The following is a 21,190-nucleotide window of genomic DNA, read 5'->3' on the forward strand; positions in this document are numbered from 1 at the left end:
CCTCCTCAGGTCCGCGACTTGCCCATCAGGCCCGAGGGCTTGAAAAGGAGTACGAGCAGGAAGAGCACGAAGACCACCACATCTTTCCATCCGGAGGAGATGTAGACCGCGCTCATGGATTCGGTGATGCCGATGAGGATCCCGCCCAGCGTGGCGCCCACCACACTGCCCATGCCACCAAGCACCGTGATGACGAAGGCCTTCAGCGTGAAGGTGCCGCCCACCTGCGGGAAGATGTAGTAGGTCGGCGAGATCAGCGCGCCGGCCGTCCCGGCCAGGGCCGCACCGAGACCGAAGGCGATGACGGACATGCGACTGACGTTGATGCCCATCAGCTGGGCGGCGTCCCGGTCTTGGGCCGTGGCCCGGATGGCCTGGCCCGTGTCCGTCTTCAAGAGGAACCAGCCCAGGGCGGCCGTGATGACGGCCGTGATCAGGAAGGAGACCAACAATGGGGTGGAGATCGACACTCCGCCGCCCACCTGGATGGTGGAGGAGGAGTACGAGGTGGTGAGGATCTTGTAGTCCGACGTGAAGATCAGCATGACCGTGTTGCTCATGACGAGGCCCAGGCCGATGGTCAGCAGGATCTGATTCTGGGCGACGGCGTTGAGCACGCGGTTGATGAAGACCTTCTGGAGGAATCCCCCGAAGAAGAACATCAGCGGGAAGCTGATGAGCACGGACACGAAGGGGTCCACGCCCATCAGCGTGAACAGCAGGTAGGTGAGGTACATCCCCACCATCATGATGTCGCCATGGGCGAAGTTGATGACGCGCATCACGCCGAAGATGAGCGTGAGCCCGATGCCGATGAGCGCGTACACGCCACCGATCAGGACGCCGCTGATGAGAGATTGAAGGAATACAGCCATGGATTCGCGGGGCTCCGGGAGGAAAGTCCCAGTCCGGCTCTGCCGGACTGGGACGCGGGGGCCCGGGGGTGTGCGCGCAGCGCGGAACCCCCGGTCGGATTCAGCCTTACTTCCACTTCGGGAAGGGGAAGATCGGCTTCTTGGTGGCGAACTTGGCGGGCAGCACCGTTTCGTAGTTCCCGCTGATGATCTGCTGCACGAGCATCTGGTGGTTGTTCTGGTTGGTGAAGCCGTCGTAGTCGGCGAACTGGACCTCGCCCATGACACCGTTCCACTTGCCGGCCTTCAGTCCTTGCTGGGTCTTGATCCGGTCGCCACCCGCATTCCTGGCGGTCTCCGCCATGATCATCATGGAGGCGTAGGCGCAGGCGGCGTGGTAGGTGGGCTCCTTGCCGAACTTCGCCTTGAAGCGGGCCTCGAACTCCTTGGCGCCGGGCCAGTTCACGTCGCCGGTCCACTGGGTGCAGGAGATGACGTTCTCGGAGATCGCGCGCTCCTTGGCGAACTCGGGTGTGGTGAACCCCGCGCCGGCGCCCAGGAAAGCCTGGGGCTGGAGACCCACTTCCTTCGACTGCCGCATGAGCAGGATGGCGTCGGCCACGTACGACACCATGAACACCAGGTCCGGGTTCTTCGACTTCACCTTGGCCAGGGTGGATCGGTAGTCCGCGGCGCCCTTGGGGTAGGGTTCGTCGGCCACGACCTGCATGCCCTTCTTGGTCACGTACTCCTTGGCGGTCTTGGTCGTGGACGTTCCGAAATCCGTGTTCTCGTAGATGAAGGCGATGGATTTCGGCTTGCCGAGGGCGGCGGCGGCATCGATGAGGCTGGAGGCGTACTTGTCAGCCGGAGCGTTCATCCGGAAGACGTACTTGAGGCCCTGACGCGTGATCTCCTCCTTGGCGGCGGCAGGGATCAGGAGGGGGACCCGGTACTTCTCCGCCAGCTTGGCGACGGCGTTGGAGCAGGCCGAGGTGTAGGGGCCCACCACGCCCACGACGTTGTCGCGCGTGGCCAGCTTCTCCATGGCGCTCATGGATATCTGCGGCTTGCCCGTGTCGTCCTCCCAGACCAGCTGGAGGTTGATGCCCTTCTTCTTGAGGTCCTCTTCGGCAAGCTTGATGCCGTTGGTGATGTGTTCTCCTATGGGTGCCTCGGGCCCGCTCATGGAGTTGATGACGCCGATCTTCTGCGCCATGAGACACGGAGAGAGGGCTAGAGCGGCGCCCAGGGCCAAGAGGTGCTTTCGCATGGCAGCTCCAATGCAAAAGAGATGTGGTTGGAAGGTATGGGAATTCTACACCTGCCGGGGGTCAAAAAAACCACGGAACTCGCGGGTTGTGACCCGTGAGTTCCGTGGCTGCGCAGAGAGAAGGATCTGCTAGGTAGAACGTGCTCTGATCAGAAGCCGATCATGACCGAGGCGACCAGGCTGTCGCCACCCTGCTCGCCGGTCTGGCCAGCGCGGGGGGCCAGGAAGTTCTTGCTGCGGTGGACATAGTCCAGCTTCAGCTTGCCCGCGCTGTACTTCGCGGGGTTGAACAGGAGGTTGTAGCCCACGGTGACTTCGGTGTACTTGGGGCTGTAGTCGCCACCGGCGGTGGGCTTGTAGGGGCTGGTCGCGGTGTACCAGTCGTCGCCGGAGTTGTAGTTCATCATGTCGTAGCGGGCGGTGAACCAGTGGCGACCCATCTTGTAGGCGCCGTCAGCGACAAAACCCTGGAACTTCTGGTCGAGGTGCTCGCGGAGGGGATTGGTCGTGGCGGCCGCGAAGAGGGTGGGGTACCGGCGGCCCAGCAGGCCCGTGGCGAACTCGGCGCTGGCATGCCAGGTGGCGTTGTCGAAGGCGTAGTAGGCACCCATCAGGGTGGTCTTGTCCTTGTTGTCCTTGATCTGGGCGGCGCTGACGTAGCCGGCGGTCACCCAGGCGGAGGCGTTGTTGGAGGTGGCGTCCTTCAGGTTCGTCACGCCCTCGCGGTAGTAGGCGCCGAACTTGTGCTCGGGGCCGTAGGCGAACTCGACGCGGGTGGTCCAGTCCTTCTGGGCGTTCAGGTCGTTGTTCTTGCCGGCGCTGCCGTCATCGGTGGTGCCGTTGGAGACGGCGAGATTGATCTTGCCGTTCCAGGCCTTGGCGTCGCCCCAGCTGTAGATGCCCCAGACGCCGCGGTCGCGCTTGTCGCCGAACACGCGGTTGATCTGGTTGCGCTCGAAGAACAGGATGTTCGTGGCGGCAACCATGGTGGCTTCATACGTCGTGGGCATCTTGAACTGGCCGGCCTTCACGGTGAACCCGTTGCCGGCGTTCCAGGTGATGACCGCGTCATGCAGGACGTTGTTGCCAACGCTGGAGGTGGAGTTGTTCGGATCGAACATCAGATTCCAGCTGACGTCATCGGTGATCTTGCCGTTGAGGTAGATCTCGGCGCGCTTCACCGCGAAGGTGTTCTCCTGGAACCGGGAGTCGAGGCCGTAGTACTTCGAGGCACCGGCCGTGGCGGTCGCATTGTTGCGCAGGTTGCTGTCCAGCATCTGGGTCTGCCAGAACTCGATGAGGACGCCGGTGAGCTTGACGTCCTGGGCCTGGGCCTGGGTGACCCCGGCGGCGAGAAGGGCGGCAACGCCGGCAAGGCGGGTGATCTTCATGGGTGGGCTCCTAATGAGGGAGGGTTGGGAGGATTGAAAGGAGAGGAGTGGCGTGGACGGATCAGGTCAGACCACCAGATGTCTGGGACATCAGTCGCGGAATATCTGGGGGCTGATCAAACGGATTCAAGCTAAACGGGGGAGTCGCTTGCGTCTATCAAAAATGAACCAAAAGTTCCGATGGTTGTGATGATAGACACAATGGTGTGGCGACACCCCGAGTGCCATGGGACTGGCAGGGGGTCTCGGCCCTTTCGCAAGGAGCGATCGGCTCCGGTTCTTATTGGTCAAGAACCGTGGGCATATTGGGTAAATTCAGGTTTCCATAAGCCTGCACCTCCTGTAGAAAACCGGGACCGGCACGAGTTCAGCTGAATTCACGTCTCAGACACAGGACCGTACCTGCGTTTTCGCGGGCATGTCACAGGGAGCCGGGAACCTTTCCCCATCGGCCTGTTGGCCCCTAGGAGACCCCATGAAGCGCACGCGCACCCTCAGCCTGGCGGCCCTCGCCCTGGCCGCCCTGCCCGCCTCGGCCCAGACCGCGAAGATCGGCGGAGACATCCAGCTCTGGTACACGCAGATGATGGACAGCAACCTGCGCTACAACAGCGCGGCTCCTGGCGGGTACTACAACCTCCGAAGCGAGTTCAAGGAGAACACGTTCGCCATCCGCCGCACCGAGATCAAGGTCTCCGGCAACATCGCCGAGGGCGTGGATTACGAAGTCATGTTCGATCCTTCCATCTCCACGGGGACGTCGAACCCCATCATCCTCCAGGACGCCTTCGTGGTCTGGAAGCCCATCGCCGGCATCGACGTGAAGGCCGGCCAGTTCAAGAACCTCCAGACCTACGAGGGCGTGACCAGCTCCACGGAGCTGCTCTTTGCCGAGCGCAGCCAGCTTGGCCGGATGTTCGGCGACAAGCGTGACCGCGGCCTCGCCCTCGGCTACTCCTACGGCGACCCCAAAGGTTTCGCCGGCAAGGTCACCGCGGCCGTGTTCAACGGCATGAACGACGCGACCTCCGGCAAGACCAACGACACCAACGCCCAGAAGGACTTCGTCCTGCGCCTGGACTTCAGCCTGGGCAAGGTGCATAAGTTCGGGGCGTACACCCTCCAGGGGACGACCGACGTGGCCGACAAGGGCAACCCCTCCACTGCCATCGCCGCAAACCCCGCCGGCACGTGGCCTAGCCAGGCCGCCATCTACGACAACAAGGACAAGACCACCAACCTGGGCGCCTTCTACGCCTACCAGGACGGCACCTGGACCTTCACCGCGGAGTACATGACCGGCCTGCTGGGCCGCCGCTTCGCCACTCTCGCCGCCAGCGCCCCTGTGGTGAAGCGCGAGCACCTGGACCAGAAGTTCACGGGCTACTACGTGACCGGCGGCTACACCTTCGGCCCCCACAGCTTCATGGCCCGCTACGACCTGATGAACCTCAACAGCGGGGACGACTGGTACACGGCCACCAACCCCTACACCACGAACGTGGCCACCGGCCTGCCCACGGGCACCGACTACACCCCCAAGTACACCGAAGTCACGGTCGGCTACACCTACGCCTGGATCCCCGAGAAGGTGAAGGCCGCCAACTTCAAGCTCAACTACATCGCCCGCAGCAAGAACTTCCTCCGGCCCTTCGGCGCCGAGACCGGCGAGCAGGGCGGGAACACCGTCGTGGCGGCGCTCCTGGTCGCCTTCTGATCCGAGCCGGAACGTATGGGAGCCCCCGGGAGACCGGGGGCTCCTTGGCGGGTAGGGCACCTGGTTTGGACAAGCCGCCGTTTCAGCTCACAATCGCCTTATAGCTGGGGCTGCCCCTGCTCCATTCGAGGCTGCAGTGAAGCAACTGAAGATCCTGGGCCAACTCACCCTCCTGGCCCTGATCTACCTCCTGGGCAATCAGGTCGCCCGCCTGGCTCACCTGCCCGTCCCCGGCAACGTGGTCGGCATCATCCTGCTCTACCTCCTGCTCAACCTGGGGGTGGTGCGCCTGGAACACGTCCAGGAGGCTGCGGACTTCCTGCTGAGGCACCTGGTCTTCTTCTTCATTCCCGTGGCCGTGGACCTCATGAACTGGGGCGGCGTCTTCTACCGCTACGGGCTGGCCCTGGCGCTCGCCATCGTCCTCAGCACGGCCCTGACCTTCCTCGGGACCGGCGCCATCGCGCAGTGGCTGGAGAAGGATGGTGCATCATGCACGGACTGACGATCCTGTTCTCCGTCCTGCTGACTGTCGGCGCCTACCTGCTCTCCAAGGCCCTGTACCTCCGGTACCGGCATCCCCTCCTGAACATCGTGCTGCTGGGCGCCGGCCTCGTCATCGCCACCTTGCTGGCCCTGAGGATCCCCTACCAGTCCTACGTCCCGGGCCAGCGGATCATGACCTGGCTGCTGGGTCCCGCCACGGTGGGCCTTGCGGTTCCCCTCTACCGGCAGCGGAGCCTCCTCCGGCGCCATCGCCGGGAGATCTTCGCAGGGGTGGGCCTCGGAGCCCTCGCCTCGATGCTGACCGCCGGCCTGATCGCCCTGGCGGCGGGGCTGCCGAAGGACGTGCTCCTCTCCCTCCTGCCCAAAAGCGTCACCATCCCCTTTGCCGTCGAAATCGCGAGGATCCACGGGGGCAGCCCCGGCCTGGCATCCGCCATCGTCGTGGCGACCGGCACCCTGGGATCCGTCTTCGGCGGCACCCTCCTGACCTGGGCCGGGATCAAGGCCCCCGTGGCCCGCGGGCTGGCCCTGGGCACCGGCGCCCACGGCCAGGGCACGGCCATGGCATTCATGGAGGGCGAGCGCCAGGGTTCCATGGCCGGCCTGGCCATGACCCTGGCCGGCATCACCACCGCCACTTTCGCCCCCCTGGTGGTGCGGTTGCTGCTCCGGCATTGACAAGGCCTCCCTGGCCCCCATCGTGAGCGGCCTTCCCACCCACTCGCCCTTGGTGGGTATGGAGGACGTGCAGCCCTGAAGGAAGGGAGCCCGCTGGGGGTGTCCCGCGCCCTTGGTGGGACCGGCAGGGCCATGGATACTTGAGCGGATGATGGACTGGACGAACTTCACGTGGGGTCCGTTCGAAGGCAAGTTGCTGTGGGACATCCTCCGCAACCTGGCCCTCAACGGCATGGGCGCCTATTTCGTGACCCGCCTGAGCGCGGTGCGCCGCGCCCTCACGGGGACCCGCTCCCGGCGTCTGGACACGCTGGTGCTCATCCTGGTCTTCGGGCTGTTCTCCATTCTCGGCAACTTCCTTGGGCTGCCCATCCACGGGGCCCTCGCCAACACGCGCATCGTCGGGCCCATCGCCGGCGGGCTGATCGGAGGCCCTTTGGTGGGGGCCGGGGCCGGCATCCTGGGAGGCCTCGTCCGCTATGGCATGGGGGGCTACACGGCCCTGGCGGCCCTCGTGGCGAACGTGCTGGCGGGCCTCGTGGGGGGCTGGGTCCAGACCGGGCTGGGCTACCGGCGGATCACGGTTCCCGTGGCCTTCCTCACGGGCGTGGCGGGAGAACTGGTGCTGAAGGCCTGCATCCTGACCCTGTCAAAGCCCTTCGACATGGCCTGGAAGCTTGAGAAGACCATCGCCCTGCCCACCATCCTGGCGAACGCCACCGCTGTCGCCATCTTCCTCCTGGTGGTGAAGGACGTGTACCGGGAGCAGGAGAAGGCCACGGCCGACGCCCGCACCCAGGCGCTCCAGGTCCAGGCGGAACTCCAGGCCCTCCGGGCCCAGGTGAACCCGCATTTCCTCTTCAACACCCTGGCCACCATCGGCGCCTTGACCCGCACCGGCCCCGACCGGGCGCGGGAGATCGTCAAGCATCTGTCGGAGTTCCTGAGGAGGTCCCTGCACCGCCGCGAGGAGCAGATCCCCCTGGCCGAGGAGCTGAAGACGGTGGAACTCTACCTGGGCATCGAGAAGGCCCGCTTCGGTCCCCGGGTCGCCAGCCGGATCAAGGTGGACCCGGTCCTGTCCCGCGCCCTGGTGCCCGCGTTCGCCGTCCAGGTCCTGGTGGAAAACGCCATCAAGCACGGGATCGGCCCCCGGCCGGAAGGTGGCCGGGTGGCGGTGACGGCGGGGCGCGAGGGCGGACGGCTGCTCATCCGGGTCGAGGATGACGGGTTGGGCCTCCCCCAGGACCGGCTGGACCAGATCAACCGCCGGGAGCCCGAAGGCTACGGGGAAGGCAGCGGATTGCGGAACCTGCAGCGCCGCCTCGAGCTGTTGTGCGGCGATCCCGCGGGGCTGACGCTCTCCCAGGCCCGGGAGGGCGCCGGCACACTGGCTACCCTGGACCTGCCCCTGAGCGAGGAGGTCCCATGAAGCGCCTCAAGGCCGTCCTCGTGGACGACGAGCCGCTCATCTGCGGGGAGCTCAAGTGCCTGCTCGAGGAGCAGAGCTGGGCCTGGGTGGTGGGCGTGTACCACGACGGCCCCTCGGCCCTGGCCTTCCTCGAGGCGGAGGGCGCCGACCTGGTCTTCCTGGACGTGGACATGCCGGGCATGGATGGACTGGAGGTCGCGCGGCGCCTGCTGTCCCTGCCGAAGCCTCCGCGGGTGGTCTTCGTGACCGCCCACGCCTCCTTCGCCCTGGAGGCCTTCTCGGTGAAGGCCGTGGACTACCTGCTCAAGCCCTTCGACGCCAGCGACCTCCGGCGCGTGGCGGAGCGGGTGCTCCCTCCATCGGCCCCGGCCCCGCAGCCGGACCGCGAGGCCTGGGTCCGCACCCTCCTCGTGGAGCACGGAGCGAGCCTAGAGGTGGTTCCGGTAACCAGCATCCGCCTGGTGCAGGCACGGGAGCGGGAAGTGCTCGTCGAGACGCTCGACGGCCGCCAGTGGCCGATCCGCGCCAGCCTCCGGGACCTGGAGGAGCAGCTGGATCCGCAGGTGTTCCTGCGGTGCCACCGCAACTTCATCGTGAACCTCGACCAGGTCCAGCAGCTCACGCCCTGGCTCAACCACGGCTACCTGCTGAAGCTCCGGGCCCCCCGGGACCAGAAGGCCGCCGAGGTGCCGGTGGGCCGGGCCTACGCCGACCGGATCCGGTCCCATTTCCACCTTTGAGGTTTCCGTAGGGCCGCTCGTGGGCGCCTGAGGGCCGTTCGTCGCCCGGGGGATGTTCTTGACCCCCTGGTCGCGATCTGATGCCTTTGGCGGGCCGAGGGCCCGATCGCGCACCGACGAGGAGGATGGACATGGGTCCGAGGAAAATCGCATCGCTGGTGGCCGCGTCCGCGCTGCTCGCCGCCATCCTGTGGCTGACGCCCGCAGTCAAAGGGCTCAGTCCCCAGGGCAAGGCCTCCATCGCCGTGGCGGTCTTCGCCATCGTGGTGTGGGTCACGGAGGCCCTGGAGGACGCCCTCAGCGGCCTGGTGATCGTATTCCTTCTGGCCGTGCTGAAGGCGGTCCCCCTGGCTGCGGCGTTCGGCGGGTATTCCAACACCGCCCTCTGGCTCATCGTGATCGGCTTCATCATGGCCGGAGCCATGGAGAAGTCCGGCTTCTCCAAGCGGGTGGCCCTTTGGCTCGTGGCCCGGGCGGGAGGCAGCATCATCCGCATCTACTGGGCCGTGGCCCTGGTGATGGCGGTCATGACCTTCCTGGTCCCCTCCATCACGGCCCGCACCCTGCTGATGCTTCCGATCATCCTCGGCATCGGCCAGGCGGTGAAGGCCGAGCCCGGGAAGAGCAACACCATGAAGGCCCTGATGTTCATCGTGGCCATGAGCGGCACGATGATGAGTCTGGGCGTGCTCACGGCCCACGTGGGCAACCCCATCACGGCGGGCCTCATCGAGGCGGCCACGAAGCGCGCCGTCTCCTGGTCCTATTGGCTGAAGGTGGGCGGCATGCCGGCCTTCCTGCTGGCGTTCCTCAGCGTGTTCGTGATCCGCTGGATGTGGCCCCCCGAAGCCGAAGCCGCCAGCGGCGGCGCCGACTACATCCAGAAGGAGCTCGAGGCCCTCGGTCCCTTCTCGGCTGCGGAGAAGTACACCCTGGCGGTCTTCCTCCTGACGCTCCTCCTCTGGGCCACGGACGCCTTCCACAAGGTGAACGTCGTCCTCGTGGGGGCGGCCTCCGTCATCGCCCTGCTCTGGCCGGGCAAGGGCATCATGAAGTGGAAGGAAGCCCAGACCCGCGTGCCCTGGAACGTGTACGTCCTCTACGGGGCGGGCCTCTCCCTGGGCACGGCCCTGGCGTCCTCCGGCGCGGCCAAGTGGATGGCGGGCGTCTTCCTGGGGCCCATCGCGGGGATGTCCCATGTCCTGCAGGTGATCATCCTCATCTGGGTCGTGACGGCCCTCCAGATCTTCTTCACGGGAGGCGGCCCGAAGACCACGGCCCTCACGCCCATCGTCATCGCCCACGCTCTGGCCATCGGCGTGGATCCCATGGCCTTCGCCCTCGTTCTCGGCATGAACATGCAGCACCAGTACCTGCTGCCGGTCACCAACATGCCCAACGCGGTCGCCATGGGCAGCGGCCATGTCACCTCCCGGGAGATGATCCGCACGGGCGCCGTCATGAGCGTGCTGGCCGCCGCCTTCATGTCCCTGGTCGCCCTGACCTACTGGTACTGGCTCGGCCTGACGCGGTGATCCCATGACGACCTTCACCGCATTCGAACCGGAGGTGCTGGACGGGTTCCGCGACGCCGTCGGCCGCGAGCACGTCATCGAGTCGCCCCTGGAAGTCTTCGGGTACTCCTACGACGCCTCCTTCCTGGCCCTGGACCGGAACACGATGCCCCAGGCCGTGGTGCGCCCCCGGACCACCGCGGAGATCAGCCGGGTCATGGCCCTCGCCCACGAGCGGCGCATCCCCGTCACGCCACGGGGGGCCGCCAGCGGCCGGACCGGCGGATCTGTGCCGCTGCAAGGGGGGATCGTCCTCGCCCTGGACCGCATGACCTCCATCCTGGAGCTGGACACCGCCAACATGATGGTGAGCGCCGAGCCCGGCGTGCGCACCGTGGACCTCCACGACCACTGCGCCCGCCACGGGTTGTTCTTCCCCCCGGACCCCGGCAGCTGGAAGTTCTCCACGCTGGGGGGCAACGTCGCCGAGAACGCCGGGGGCATGCGCGCCGTGAAGTACGGCGTGACCCGGGACTACGTGATGGGCCTGGAGGTGGTCCTGGCGGACGGCGCGATCCTCGAGACCGGGGGCAAGGCCGTGAAGAACGTCACCGGCTACGACCTCACGGGCCTGTTCGTGGGCTCGGAAGGGACCCTGGGCATCGTCTCCCGGGCACTCTTCAGGCTCCGTCCCCTGCCGAAGGCCCGGGGCGTCCTCCGCGTGGTCTTCCGGACCATGGACGAGGCTTGCGCCGCCGTGCAGGAGATGCTGCTGGACGGGGTCACCCCCTCGGCGGCCGAGATCATGGACGCCACCTGCCTGGAAGCCGTGGCCCGGGCCCGGAACACCCAGATGGAGGAGGGCGCCGGCGCCTGCCTCATCCTGGAGATCGACGGGGACGGCGCCGAGGCCCTGGAAGCCCAGTCCAGGCGGATCGAGGCCATCACCGACCGGGCCGGTCGCATCGCCTTCCGTTCGGCGGCCTCGAAGGAGGAGACCGAGGCGATCTGGGCCGAGCGCCGGGGCCTCAGCTCCGCCGTGGCGGCCATGGCCCCGAACCGGCTTGGCGAGGACATCTCGGTGCCCCGCAGCGCCTTCCCCGAAGTCGTGCGACGCATCAACGCCATCGCGGCCTCCAGCGGGCTCCGCATCCCCGTGTTCGGACACGCCGGGGACGGCAACCTCCATCCCTCCGTGCTCTGCAACCTGGCGGACCCCGACCAGGCGGCCCGGGCCCACCAGGCGGTGGACGGCATCTTCCAGGCCGCCCTGGACCTGGGGGGAACCCTCTCCGGCGAGCACGGCATCGGCATCACCAAGCGGCCCTACTTCCCGGATGCCGTGGGACCCGTGAGCCTGGAGACGCACCGGGCCGTCAAGCGGGCCCTGGATCCTCTGGGCCTCCTCAATCCGGGGAAGATATGGTGACCGCCGCGACGAAGGCCGGCCCGGGGCCCTTCGCGGCCGCCCGGGGGAAGGTGCTGGGCTGCGACCGCTGCGGCACCTGCCTGCCCGTCTGCCCGCTGTTCCAGGTCCAGGATGTGGAGCGGGCCAGCGCCCGGGGCAAGAACGCCCTCGTGAGGGGGCTGGCCGAGGGCCTCATCCCGCCCGACCGGGAAGCCCAGGAGGCCCTGGAGTTCTGCCTCCTGTGCCGGGCCTGCACGGACGCCTGCCCTGGCAAGGTCCCCACGGACGAGGCCATGCTGCAGGTCCGCCAGGCCCTCGCCGACACGCTGGGCAGCACCCCGCTCCGCAGCCGCTGGATCGGCCGGGTGCTCCGCCGCAGGAGGATGGTCGGTCTGGGGGCCGCCACCCTGGCCGGGCTGCGGGCCGTGGGGCTCCACCGCCTGCTGCCGTCCCAGCTGGTGCCCCGGGAGACCTCCCGGCAGGCCTACCTCGAGAAGTACGCGGGTCCCGCCCTGCTGGGCGCCCCGGATCCGAGGCCGGAACCCGCCCTCCATCCCGGCGCCAAGGTCGCCTACTTCCAGGGCTGCGGCATGAAGCTGCTCTTCCCGGATGCCTCCCGAAGCACACAGCGGATCCTCGCCCAGCTCTCGCCCTTCCAGCGGCCGGACCATCCCTGCTGCGGCCTGCCCCACCTCGCCCACGGCCAGCGCGAAGCCTTCCTCGAGCTGGCGCAGGAGAACATCAAGGCCTTCGAGGCCGCGGACCTGGTGGTGACCGACTGCGCCAGCTGCAGCGGGACCCTCAAGCACCTGGCGCCGTGGTTCGCGGACGATCCCGTCTGGGCGGACCGGGCCGCGCGGTTCTCCGCCAAGGTCATGGACCTGACGGAGTACCTCGCCGCAGCCGGCTACCGTCCCCAGGCGCTTCCCGGAGCCACCTTCACCTACCACGATCCCTGCCACCTGGCCCGGGGCCAGGGGATCCGCCGCCAGCCCCGGCAGCTCCTGGAGCAGGCCGGAAAGCTGATCGAGCTGAAGGAGAAGGAGCGCTGCTGTGGCGGCTCCGGCAGCTTCCACCTGGAGCACCCCCAGGCGGCCGAGGCCATCCTCCGGCGCAAGCAGGAGGACATCCAGGGAACCGGAGCGCAGGTCGTCGTCACCGCCTGCCCCGGCTGCCTGATCCAGCTGACCCGCGCCGCCGAGCAGAGCGGCGGGGCCTTCCAGGCCCTGCACATCAGCCAGGTCATCTGAGGCTGGCTTTCGGACCGCACCAAGATCGCAAGGTCCTTCCTCCTCCCAATGTCATCCGGAAGGAGGAAGGAACCCCGGGCAAGGCTCAGGGTTGAGGCTTCCCTGCCGTCTTCACGTAGGTGTCGAACCAGCGGACCATCTCGTAGAGGAGCTGCTCGTTCGATTCCCGGGCGGTGTACCAGTGGGGCTCGAAGGGGAGCATGACCAGGCGCGTGGTGCCGCCATTGCCCCGGATGGCCTCGTAGAGCTTGGTGGCCTGGAGGGGCGTGGTCCCCGGGTTGGCATCGTCGGCGCCATGCATGATGAGCAGGGGGGTCTTCAGCTTGTCCGCGGAGAAGAAGGTCGAGACCTTGCGGTACACCTCGGGGGCTTCCCACACGGAGCGGCGCTCATTCTGGAATCCGAAGGGCGTCAGGGTCTTGTTATAGGAACCGCTGGTGGCCACGCCCGCCTTGAACAGATCGGAGTGGGCCACCAGGTTCGCGGTCATCAGGGCCCCGTGGCTGTGGCCGGTGACGCCGATGCGGTCGCGGTCCACCACGCCCAGCTCCACGGCCTTGTCCACCGCCGCCTTGGCGTTGGCGACGAGCTGCTCCAGGTAAGTGTCATAGGCCTTGGTGGGATCGCCCACGATCGGGAAGGAGGCGTTGTCGATGATGGCGTAGCCCGCCAGCAGCAGCAGCCGGTAGTTCCGGAGCCGCGTGAAGGTGTACTGGGAGCCGCTCACCTGTCCCGCCTTGGAGGGATCCGCGTAGTCCAGGGGGTAGGCGTAGAGGATGGCCGGCACCCGGGTGCCCTCCTGGTAGCCCGGCGGGGTGTAGAGCGTGAAGGACAGGTCCACTCCGTCCGCGCGCTTGTACTTGACCAGCCGCTTCTTGATCCTCCGGATCTCAGGCGTCGGGTCGGGGATGTGCGTCACGGCGCTCCGGGTGGACGTGTAGGCCGCCTCGCCAGCCTCGGCCTTCACACCCTTGCCCAGGCTGCGGAGGTAGGCATTGGGCGGATCCAGGAGCGACTGGTGCCAGGTGAGGAACCGCTTCGAGTCCTTGCCCGTGAAGCCCACGAACTGCTCGAATTCCACCTTGCCGGAGCGGAACAGCCGATCCGACTTGAGGGTGCGCAGGTCCAGGCGGTCCAGGAAGGGGCGGTCCCCGTCCGGCGACGCGCCGCCGCCCCGCAGGAAGATCGCGTCGCCCTCCTGCCGGAGCACCCTGGTGCCGTCCGGCCGGATGCTCATGACCGGCGAACCCGGATCGGCGTACTGCTCCTCCGTGGACATGTCCCAGAGCTTCCGGGGCGCCTGCTTCGGATCGTCCGGATTCACGATGAAGGTCCGCTGCCAGTGGCGGTTGTGGTCGTATTCATACCTCAGGGCCACGCCGGGCCTCGCGGCCCACTGCAGGCCCTGGTACCGCTGCTCCGTGCGGAAGAGCTCGACCGGCGCCCCGGTGAAGGGCGCCTTCAGGGCCATGACCTTGTCCCGGTGGGGCACCTTCACCTTCCAGTCGCCGCCATCGAGGGCCTCCACCCAGAGCAGCGTCGCCGGTTCCGTGGGCCGCCAGGAGAACTGCCGAGGGCCGAGGGGCTCGCCATGGATGGGCACGCGGTCGGCCAGCGGCAGGGAGGCGATGGGCTGCTTCGCGACGGCCCCGGGGACCGCGATGTCCCACACCGTGACCTCCTTGGGGAAGCGGTCGAAGGTGGTCACGTAGGAGTAGGGCTTCCGCAGCGCGGTCACCAGGAGGTGTCGCCCGTCGGGCGCCGAGCGCACCTGCAGGTAGCGGTCAGGGGTCCCGATCGGGGTCGCGGCACCCGTCTCCGCGTTCACCAGCAGCAGCTGGGCCGTGGCGTAGTAGTCGAACAGGTCCTCATCATGGGGGCTGCCCAGGGTGTCCCGGGTCTCGTAGGTGCTGCTCTGCCCCTTTCCGCCCATGGACTCCTGGATGCTCGGGCCAGGCGGCACGGCCGGCGCCACGGGCGCCTTGCCCAGGTCTGCCGGAACCGCCTTCACCACCAAGGTCTTCTGGTCGGGCATCCACTGGACGTCGCCGCCGAGCATCTGGTTGACCCAGACCCCGGGAATCTGGTGCACGGCGCCCGTGGTGCCGTCCCCCACCCACAGCTCCACGGAATGGTCGGTCACCCGGGAAAAGGCGAACGCCGTTCCGGTCGCGTTCCACTGAGGGGCCTGCACAATGCCGCCCGCCGGCAGCTGCACCCTGGTGGTCGCGCCATCCGGGATGCGGACCAACTCGAAGCTGCGGACCGCCGGCGGAATGCCGTAGCCCCCGGGCGTGTCGTGCTTGCTGTGGTTTCCAGGTTCAACGCGGACGCCCCCAAGGCGCAGGTAGGGGGTGGCCACGCGGGAAATGGAGGGATAGTCCTCCCAGGACACCAGCAGCATCCGGTCGAGGGAGGGGCTGATGCTGGGGGAGGCCGGCGAAGGGGCCCGCATGGCCTCCAGGATTGCCTTCGGGGGCTGGCTGTAGCCGGTCGCCGGCTTGGCCTGGGCCCAGACCAGGGCCGGCGTGAGGCTCAAGAGGCCCAGCCACGCGGCCGAACGCTGGAATGCATGGTTCCTGGACAAAGGCTTCCTCCATGAAAAGGGATCAGAGGCGATCGACCGGTCACAAGACCGCGCTGTCATCCTGGGTGGAACCCTATACATACCAGCCCATCTCCGCCTGGATGGGGGCGAATTCCACAGGAGGATCGGATCAAGCCTCCAGGAGCGCGCCCGGCCCCGCACCGGGGAGGCCTCCGAAGGGCTTTTCGGGCACCATGCACTCCATGTGCGGCCGCTACACCTTCACCTTCACCGCCGAGTCCCTGGCCGAGGCATTCGGTCTGGTCCCGCCCGGCTTCACGATCCGGGAGGGCTACAATCTCGCTCCAGGCCGGTACATCGTCATCGTGCGCCCGGAACGGGACCAGCGCGTGGCGGACGTGGCCTTCTGGGGCCTCATTCCCGGCTGGGTGAAGGATCCCAACGCCTTCGCCAAGCCCATCAACGCCCGGGCCGAGACACTGGAGGAGAAGCCATCGTTTCGGGGCGCCTTCCGGCGCAAGCGGTGCCTGATCCCCGCCTCGGGGTTCTACGAGTGGAAGGCGGAGGGCCGAGCCAAGCAGCCCTTCTACATCCACCCCACGAACCCCGGAGAGCCGTTCGCCTTTGCGGGCCTGATGGAGGACTGGTACGGCCCGAGCGGCGAGCTGATGATCAGCACCTGCATCATCACCACCGAGGCCAACGCCCTGATGGCGGCCATCCACGCCCGGATGCCCGTCATCCTCCCCCCCGAGGCCTGGTCCCTCTGGCTGGATCCCGCGGCCCAGACAAGCGAGCTGCGCCCCCTGCTGGCGCCCTTCCCCGCCGACCAGATGGCCGCCCACCCCGTGGGATCGGACGTCGGCGATGTGCGGAACGATAGACCCGAGCTGATCGTTCCAATTCGGACCTGACCCGGTGGCCAAGCAGAGCGGCCTCCGAAGGGACGACAGAAAGCGGCTGCCCCGCATGCAGGCTGTACGCAGGCTGAAGCCGAAGACATGAAAAAGGCCCACCGGTTCGGGTGAGCCTAAGTGCTGAAATAAGTGGTGGTCCCGGAGCGACTCGAACGCCCGACCCTCAGATTCGTAGTCTGATGCTCTATCCAGCTGAGCTACGGGACCGCACTGAAAGAATGATTCTACCGGATCTGCGGCGGCTGTCCATCCCAAAGGCGCAGGGGCGCGGTGCGGGAGGCGTCGCAGGGTCGGTCGGTGAGGTCGGTGGCCAGGCGGTCCATGAGGGCGCGGGCGGTGGTGAGCTTGCCGCCGAGCACCAGGGTGAGGTTCCTGAACTGAGCGTGGCGCTCGAGCACGGCCTCCCGGCTGAGGTGGGTCGTGGCGCCCCGGGCCGCCACCAGCGGTCGCACGCCCAACTCCTCGGCCCGCACGGTCATCTCGCGCCAGGGGAGGATGGGCAGGTTGGCCTCCAGGGCCCCGAACAGCTCCTCCCGCTCGGCTTCCAGGATGGGCGCCCAGCCGTCCGCCACCTCCCGTTCCGTCGTGCCCACCTGGAGCATGCCGTCCCGGGGGATCACGAAGAGGATGCGGCCCTTGGGCCGGCGGATGGCCCAGGGGCGCTCGCAGCCGGGCACCGCGTCGAACCAGAGGTGGATCCCGGCCGACAGGCGCAGGCGCTTCCGCGTCTCGCCGAACCAGCGCGCCATGGCGCCGTCCGTCCAGGGCCCCAGGGCGAACACCCAGCGGCGGGCCGCGAGCTGGCGCAGGGACCCGTCCCGGCGATCCACGAGGTGGAGCTGCTTCAGGCCGTCGCTGTCCTGCTCGAACCGCTCCGCCTCGTGGAAATCCAGGGTCAATGCCTCGCTGGAGGCCGCCAGGTCCTTCGTCAGGTCCCGGTCCCAGGTCATGAGGTCCGCGTAGGCCGTGGCCCCGCGGAAGGGACCGAGGGTGGCCCGCGGATCGATCAGGAAGTCCGGCCTGGGCACGCGGCCGAGGCGCAGGTCCGCGGGCCAGCCGGGCCGCTCGGAGCCCCAGAAGTCGTAGAGGCCGATGCCCACACGGTGGGCGAGTCCTTCGAGCCGCGTCCGGTGGGGCATCCAGAAGGCCTCCCAGCGGCAGCGGCGGGGCGCGATGCGGGCCCAGGTCGCGCGCTCGGCCAGGCCCTCGCGCATCTGGCGGATGTCTCCCGTGAGCATGTAGCGGATGCCGCCGTGCAGGAGCTGGCTGGACCACTGGCTGGTGCCGCCGCCCACCTCGCCCCGGTCCACGAGGGCGCAGGACACGCCGCGGAGCGTCAACTCCCGGGCCAGGGCCGCGCCGTGGATGCCGGCGCCCAGGATGGCCACCTCGGCCTCCAGGCGGGCGGGGAGGGAACAGGATCCCTGCGGTGGGGCGGGCCAGGCCATGTCCATGATCACCTCGGAAGCAGTGTGCCGGGATTCCACCAGGATTCGTATGGTTCAATGGCCTCCATGACCCAGTCGAGACTCCGCGCCATCCTGAACCTCACGGTCCTCGTGGCCGCCCTGGGGTACTTCGTCGACATGTTCGACCTGCTGCTCTTCCCCATCGTGCGCCAGCCCAGCCTCACGGCCCTGGGCGTGCCCCAGGGCGACGCGCAGGTCTCGGCCACCTTCCTGCTGCTCAACGCGCAGATGGTGGGCATGCTGCTGGGCGGCATCCTCTGGGGCGTGTTGGGGGACAAGAAGGGACGGCTGAGTACCCTGTTCGGCAGCATCGCCCTCTACTCCGTGGCCAACATCGCCAACGCCTTCGTCCACGGCATCCCCGCCTACGCGGTCTGGCGCTTCCTGGCGGGCCTCGGGCTGGCGGGCGAGCTGGGCGCCGCGGTCACCCTGGTGAGCGAGATCCTGCCCACGGACCTGCGGGCCTACGGCACGGCCATCGTGGCGGGCGTGGGGATCTTCGGGACCGTGACCGCCAGCCTGGTGGGGAAGTACCTGCCCTGGCGCGTGGCCTACCTGGCCGGAGGCGGCCTGGGCCTGCTGCTGCTGGCCACCCGCTTCGGACTGCGGGAGAGCGGCATGTTCCGCGACCTGGGGCACCAGAACGTCAAGCGCGGCGACTTCTTCAGCCTCTTCACGAAGGGCGAGCGGTTCCTGCGCTACCTGCGCTGCATCCTCATCGGGCTGCCCACCTGGTTCGTAGTGGCCATCCTCATCACCTCCGCGCCGGAGTTCGCCCCCAAGGTCGGGGTGACGGGCCCGGTGAGCGCGGGCACGGCAGTGGCCTTCTGCTACAGCGGCATCACCCTGGGCAGCCTGGCCTCGGGCATCCTCAGCCAGGTGTGGGGCAGCCGGAAGAAGGTGGTGCTGCTCTTCATCCTCGGGGCCCTGGCCGGAGTGGCCGTCTACCTCACCCTGCACGGCCTCACGCCGGCGGCCTTCTACGCCCTGGCCGGCTTCCTGGGCCTGGCCACGGGCTACTGGGCGGTCTTCGTCACCATCGCCGCCGAGCAGTTCGGCACCAACCTCCGCTCCACCGTGGCCACCACCGTGCCCAACTTCGTGCGGGGCGCCGTGCCCCTCATCACGAGCAGCTTCGTCATGCTGCGGGGCCACCTCGGCTACATCGGCTCCGCCTGGACCGTGGGCGGCGTCTGCTTCGCCCTGGCCCTGATCTCCCTGTGGGGCATGGCCGAGACCCACGGGCGGGACCTGGATTTCGTGGAATAGGCCAGCGGGCCTAATAGACCGCGTCGGCGCCACCATCGCGAAGCGGATGCGGGTCGCGAGTGGAGGCTGCGCGGCAGCCTCCCGAGAGGGGCCCCCGCACCGTTGAGCATCACCTGGCCAGCGGGCCTAGTAGACCGCGTCGGCACCACCATCAATCGGAATCACACATCCCGTCGTCCACCCGCTCTCGCCACCCAGCAGGTGCGCCGCCAGCGCAGCCACTTCAGTCTCGGTGCCCAGGCGCTTCAGGGGATTCACGGCCGACAGCGCGGCCAGGTCGCCCTCGGGATCCGAGCTCGCGGCCAGGCGGGCATCCACCATGTCCGTGCGCACCGGGCCCGGGGCGATGGCGTTGCAGCGGATGCGCCGGGGCGCCCACTCCAGGGCCAGCACCTTGGCGAGCATGTGGACCCCGGCCTTGGCCACGCTATACGCCGCGCTGTCCGGGATGGCCCGGAGGCCGATGTTGGAGCCCACCAGCACCACGCTGCCGCCATCTTTCAGGCGGGGGCCGAGATGGTGGGCCATGAGCCAGGGGCCCCGGAGGTTCACCGCGATCGCGGCATCGAAATCGGCCACCGGCGTCGATTCCACGGAGCCCAGCAGCAGTCCGCCCGCGTTCAGGAACATCCCGTCCAGCTCCGGGCACTCGCGGGCGAAGGCGGCCACGGCTGCGTCGTCGCTGTGATCCAGGACCACGTGGACCGCGTCGGGAAGCGTCTCCCGCAGCGTGTTCAGGCGCCGGCCCGCCAGGATCAGGTCCGCGCCTCGGTCCCGGAAGAGGCGTGCCGCCGCGCGTCCGATGCCGCTGCCGGCGCCGGTGACGAGGAGGTGCCGCCCCTGGAGGGCGCTCATGGCTTCCCCGGCACCCGGAAGGAGCCCGTGCCCGGACGGGGCGGGGTCACCACCCCGCCGCTGATGGCCCAGGTCAGGGCCTGGTCGGCGCTGAGGTCCGCCGGCTGCACCTTGGAGGCCTCGATCATCACCACATAGCCCGAGGTGGGGTTGGGAGCGGTGGGGATGTAGACCGCGATCAGGTTCTGCCCCCCGGGGATGGCCCAGGAGCAGTCCCGGCTGGCCACGAAGCCGAGGGTGTGGGACCCGGGATGGGGCCACTCCACAATCACCACTTCCTTGAAGCTGCCTCCCTGCCCCGACTGGATGGCGCCCATGAGCTGCCGGGTGGCGCCGTAGACGGTCTTCACCACGGGAAGGGACATCATCAGCTCGTCCATCCAGCCCAGCAGCTGGCGGCCCATGAAGTTGCCCATCAGGGCGCCCACCACCACCAGCAGCAGGATGGTGACCAGGGCGGAAAGCGCGGCCAGCGCCCAGGTGGGCGGGTCCGGCATGTGAGTCAGGTGGGCCACCCAGGTGAGCGGTTCGCGCGAGATGCCCACCAGGGCCGTGAAGATGCCCTTGAGAATCCAGAGCGTCACGACGAGGGGCAGCAAGGTGAAGAGGCCAGCGAGAAGATACTTGCGGATCATTCAGTGTCCTTCGGTGTCCTTGTTTCCGGTCAGGCGGCCATCCTCGGCCATGATGCTGGGGCCCACCACCTTCCAGAAGCCGTGGAAGTAGGAGATGGCGCTCCAGATGGCGAGGATGACGGCGCCCCACAGGAGCAACACGCCCATGCCCCAGAAGAAGCTGTAGGGCCGGTTGAGCTGGATGAAGAGGTGGAAGATGTCCTTGTGGGTCCATTCGTAGAGCCAGTAGTCGAGCCTGGGACCGAGGATGAGGCAGGAGATGGCGGCCACCTGGAAGCCCATTTTCCACTTGCCGATGGTGCCGGCCGGAATGGTCATGCCCTCCTCGCTGGCGATCCCCCGCAGGCCCGTCACGGCGAACTCCCGGGCCAGGATGATGAAGGTCATCCAGGCCGGCGCCAGGTTCAGCTCCACCAGGGAGATCAGGGCCCCGGACACCAGCAGCTTGTCCGCCAGCGGATCCAGCAGCTTGCCGAGGGTGGTCACCTGCTTCCAGCGCCGGGCGAAGTAGCCGTCCAGGGCGTCGGTGATGGAGGCCGCCCAGAACACCAGCACGCCGATGACCTCGTGGTTCGTCACCTTGGTCATGAGCACCACGACCAGGACAGGGACCATGAGGATCCGCGCGAGCGACAGGACGTTGGGCAGGTTCATGGCGGGCGTTCGGCTCCACATCCAGCCTACCGCCTTTTCCGGTGGGAGCCGCCGTGCAGGCCCGGAAGGCCGTGACATC

18 protein-coding genes and 1 tRNA gene are annotated in these 21,190 nt (G+C 67.9%); 10 read left to right on the plus strand and 9 right to left on the minus strand.

Features of this window, described 5'->3' with window-relative positions:
• Positions 1 to 5: 5 nt before the first annotated feature.
• From ML539_RS06845 to ML539_RS06855, 3 genes are all read right to left on the minus strand, one after another.
• On the minus strand, positions 6 to 875 hold the full coding sequence (locus tag ML539_RS06845) for a branched-chain amino acid ABC transporter permease (protein ID WP_243293365.1): 870 nt from the start codon (positions 873 to 875) through the stop codon (positions 6 to 8).
• A gap of 106 nt (positions 876 to 981) precedes the next feature.
• Entirely contained in the window at positions 982 to 2,127 is a 1,146-nt protein-coding gene (locus tag ML539_RS06850) for an ABC transporter substrate-binding protein (RefSeq protein WP_243321934.1), read from the minus strand.
• Between the two features lie 149 nt (positions 2,128 to 2,276).
• Positions 2,277 to 3,518: a porin gene (locus tag ML539_RS06855; protein ID WP_243321936.1), complete on the minus strand. Its 1,242-nt coding sequence runs from the start codon at positions 3,516 to 3,518 to the stop codon at positions 2,277 to 2,279.
• 475 nt (positions 3,519 to 3,993) lie between these two features.
• Between ML539_RS06855 and ML539_RS06860 the strand changes: the two genes are divergently transcribed.
• From ML539_RS06860 to ML539_RS06900, 8 genes are all read left to right on the plus strand, one after another.
• Positions 3,994 to 5,235, plus strand: a complete 1,242-nt coding sequence (locus ML539_RS06860) for a porin (protein ID WP_243321939.1) — start codon at positions 3,994 to 3,996, stop codon at positions 5,233 to 5,235.
• 136 nt (positions 5,236 to 5,371) lie between these two features.
• The gene (locus tag ML539_RS06865; RefSeq protein WP_243321941.1) at positions 5,372 to 5,740 is read left to right on the plus strand and encodes a CidA/LrgA family protein; all 369 of its coding nucleotides are present in this window, start codon (positions 5,372 to 5,374) and stop codon (positions 5,738 to 5,740) included.
• A complete protein-coding gene (locus tag ML539_RS06870) occupies positions 5,728 to 6,420 on the plus strand; it encodes an LrgB family protein (RefSeq protein WP_243321943.1) in 693 nt (230 codons plus the stop codon). Before ML539_RS06865 ends, ML539_RS06870 begins: the two co-directional genes overlap by 13 nt.
• Before the next feature lie 148 nt (positions 6,421 to 6,568).
• Positions 6,569 to 7,852, plus strand: coding sequence for a LytS/YhcK type 5TM receptor domain-containing protein (locus ML539_RS15415; protein ID WP_279341536.1), 1,284 nt, complete (start codon positions 6,569 to 6,571; stop codon positions 7,850 to 7,852).
• The gene (locus tag ML539_RS06885; RefSeq protein ID WP_243321945.1) at positions 7,849 to 8,592 is read left to right on the plus strand and encodes a LytTR family DNA-binding domain-containing protein; all 744 of its coding nucleotides are present in this window, start codon (positions 7,849 to 7,851) and stop codon (positions 8,590 to 8,592) included. Before ML539_RS15415 ends, ML539_RS06885 begins: the two co-directional genes overlap by 4 nt.
• A 131-nt stretch (positions 8,593 to 8,723) precedes the next feature.
• Positions 8,724 to 10,127 (plus strand): DASS family sodium-coupled anion symporter, encoded by a 1,404-nt coding sequence (locus ML539_RS06890; protein ID WP_243321947.1) that lies wholly within the window; start codon positions 8,724 to 8,726, stop codon positions 10,125 to 10,127.
• A 4-nt stretch (positions 10,128 to 10,131) separates the two neighbouring features.
• A complete protein-coding gene (locus ML539_RS06895; protein ID WP_243321950.1) occupies positions 10,132 to 11,535 on the plus strand; it encodes an FAD-linked oxidase C-terminal domain-containing protein in 1,404 nt (467 codons plus the stop codon).
• Positions 11,532 to 12,764: a (Fe-S)-binding protein gene (locus ML539_RS06900; protein ID WP_243321951.1), complete on the plus strand. Its 1,233-nt coding sequence runs from the start codon at positions 11,532 to 11,534 to the stop codon at positions 12,762 to 12,764. Before ML539_RS06895 ends, ML539_RS06900 begins: the two co-directional genes overlap by 4 nt.
• 85 nt (positions 12,765 to 12,849) lie before the next feature.
• Here the strand turns inward: ML539_RS06900 and ML539_RS06905 are convergent, their stop codons facing one another.
• Entirely contained in the window at positions 12,850 to 15,312 is a 2,463-nt protein-coding gene (locus ML539_RS06905; RefSeq protein ID WP_347710746.1) for a prolyl oligopeptidase family serine peptidase, read from the minus strand.
• 233 nt (positions 15,313 to 15,545) lie between these two features.
• On the opposite strand from ML539_RS06905, the gene ML539_RS06910 reads away from it, so the two are divergent.
• Positions 15,546 to 16,226, plus strand: coding sequence for an SOS response-associated peptidase (locus tag ML539_RS06910; RefSeq protein ID WP_243321956.1), 681 nt, complete (start codon positions 15,546 to 15,548; stop codon positions 16,224 to 16,226).
• Positions 16,227 to 16,359: 133 nt separating this feature from the next.
• Here the strand turns inward: ML539_RS06910 and ML539_RS06915 are convergent.
• Together ML539_RS06915 and ML539_RS06920 are read right to left on the minus strand one after the other, a co-directional pair.
• A tRNA-Arg gene (locus ML539_RS06915) sits at positions 16,360 to 16,436 on the minus strand.
• Positions 16,437 to 16,453: 17 nt separating this feature from the next.
• Positions 16,454 to 17,683: an FAD-dependent oxidoreductase gene (locus tag ML539_RS06920; RefSeq protein ID WP_243321958.1), complete on the minus strand. Its 1,230-nt coding sequence runs from the start codon at positions 17,681 to 17,683 to the stop codon at positions 16,454 to 16,456.
• 60 nt (positions 17,684 to 17,743) lie between these two features.
• Here ML539_RS06920 and ML539_RS06925 point away from each other — a divergent pair, with 60 nt between their 5' ends.
• Positions 17,744 to 18,967: an MFS transporter gene (locus tag ML539_RS06925; RefSeq protein ID WP_243321960.1), complete on the plus strand. Its 1,224-nt coding sequence runs from the start codon at positions 17,744 to 17,746 to the stop codon at positions 18,965 to 18,967.
• Positions 18,968 to 19,093: 126 nt separating this feature from the next.
• Here ML539_RS06925 and ML539_RS06930 read toward each other — a convergent pair whose 3' ends face one another.
• From ML539_RS06930 to pgsA, 3 genes are read right to left on the minus strand one after another with little or no spacing between them, the layout of a single operon-like run.
• Positions 19,094 to 19,822, minus strand: coding sequence for an SDR family oxidoreductase (locus tag ML539_RS06930; RefSeq protein WP_243321962.1), 729 nt, complete (start codon positions 19,820 to 19,822; stop codon positions 19,094 to 19,096).
• On the minus strand, positions 19,819 to 20,457 hold the full coding sequence (locus tag ML539_RS06935; protein WP_243321964.1) for a DUF502 domain-containing protein: 639 nt from the start codon (positions 20,455 to 20,457) through the stop codon (positions 19,819 to 19,821). The genes ML539_RS06930 and ML539_RS06935 overlap by 4 nt, the downstream gene beginning before the upstream one ends.
• Positions 20,458 to 21,111, minus strand: a complete 654-nt coding sequence (gene pgsA, locus ML539_RS06940) for a CDP-diacylglycerol--glycerol-3-phosphate 3-phosphatidyltransferase (protein WP_243321966.1) — start codon at positions 21,109 to 21,111, stop codon at positions 20,458 to 20,460.
• Positions 21,112 to 21,190: the final 79 nt, after the last annotated feature.

Source organism: Geothrix sp. SG200 (assembly GCF_022808935.1).
GTDB lineage: Bacteria > Acidobacteriota > Holophagae > Holophagales > Holophagaceae > Geothrix > Geothrix alkalitolerans.

Bases quoted from the DNA above. Each gene is read 5' to 3' on its own strand.
- ML539_RS06845 (WP_243293365.1), bottom strand. From the start codon at position 875: ATGGCTGTATTCCTTCAATCTCTCATCAGCGGCGTCCTGATCGGTGGC.
- ML539_RS06850 (WP_243321934.1), bottom strand. From the start codon at position 2,127: ATGCGAAAGCACCTCTTGGCCCTGGGCGCCGCTCTAGCCCTCTCTCCG.
- ML539_RS06855 (WP_243321936.1), bottom strand. From the start codon at position 3,518: ATGAAGATCACCCGCCTTGCCGGCGTTGCCGCCCTTCTCGCCGCCGGG.
- ML539_RS06860 (WP_243321939.1), top strand. From the start codon at position 3,994: ATGAAGCGCACGCGCACCCTCAGCCTGGCGGCCCTCGCCCTGGCCGCC.
- ML539_RS06870 (WP_243321943.1), top strand. From the start codon at position 5,728: ATGCACGGACTGACGATCCTGTTCTCCGTCCTGCTGACTGTCGGCGCC.
- ML539_RS15415 (WP_279341536.1), top strand. From the start codon at position 6,569: ATGATGGACTGGACGAACTTCACGTGGGGTCCGTTCGAAGGCAAGTTG.
- ML539_RS06885 (WP_243321945.1), top strand. From the start codon at position 7,849: ATGAAGCGCCTCAAGGCCGTCCTCGTGGACGACGAGCCGCTCATCTGC.
- ML539_RS06890 (WP_243321947.1), top strand. From the start codon at position 8,724: ATGGGTCCGAGGAAAATCGCATCGCTGGTGGCCGCGTCCGCGCTGCTC.
- ML539_RS06895 (WP_243321950.1), top strand. From the start codon at position 10,132: ATGACGACCTTCACCGCATTCGAACCGGAGGTGCTGGACGGGTTCCGC.
- ML539_RS06910 (WP_243321956.1), top strand. From the start codon at position 15,546: ATGCACTCCATGTGCGGCCGCTACACCTTCACCTTCACCGCCGAGTCC.
- ML539_RS06920 (WP_243321958.1), bottom strand. From the start codon at position 17,683: ATGGACATGGCCTGGCCCGCCCCACCGCAGGGATCCTGTTCCCTCCCC.
- ML539_RS06925 (WP_243321960.1), top strand. From the start codon at position 17,744: ATGACCCAGTCGAGACTCCGCGCCATCCTGAACCTCACGGTCCTCGTG.
- ML539_RS06930 (WP_243321962.1), bottom strand. From the start codon at position 19,822: ATGAGCGCCCTCCAGGGGCGGCACCTCCTCGTCACCGGCGCCGGCAGC.
- ML539_RS06935 (WP_243321964.1), bottom strand. From the start codon at position 20,457: ATGATCCGCAAGTATCTTCTCGCTGGCCTCTTCACCTTGCTGCCCCTC.
- pgsA (WP_243321966.1), bottom strand. From the start codon at position 21,111: ATGAACCTGCCCAACGTCCTGTCGCTCGCGCGGATCCTCATGGTCCCT.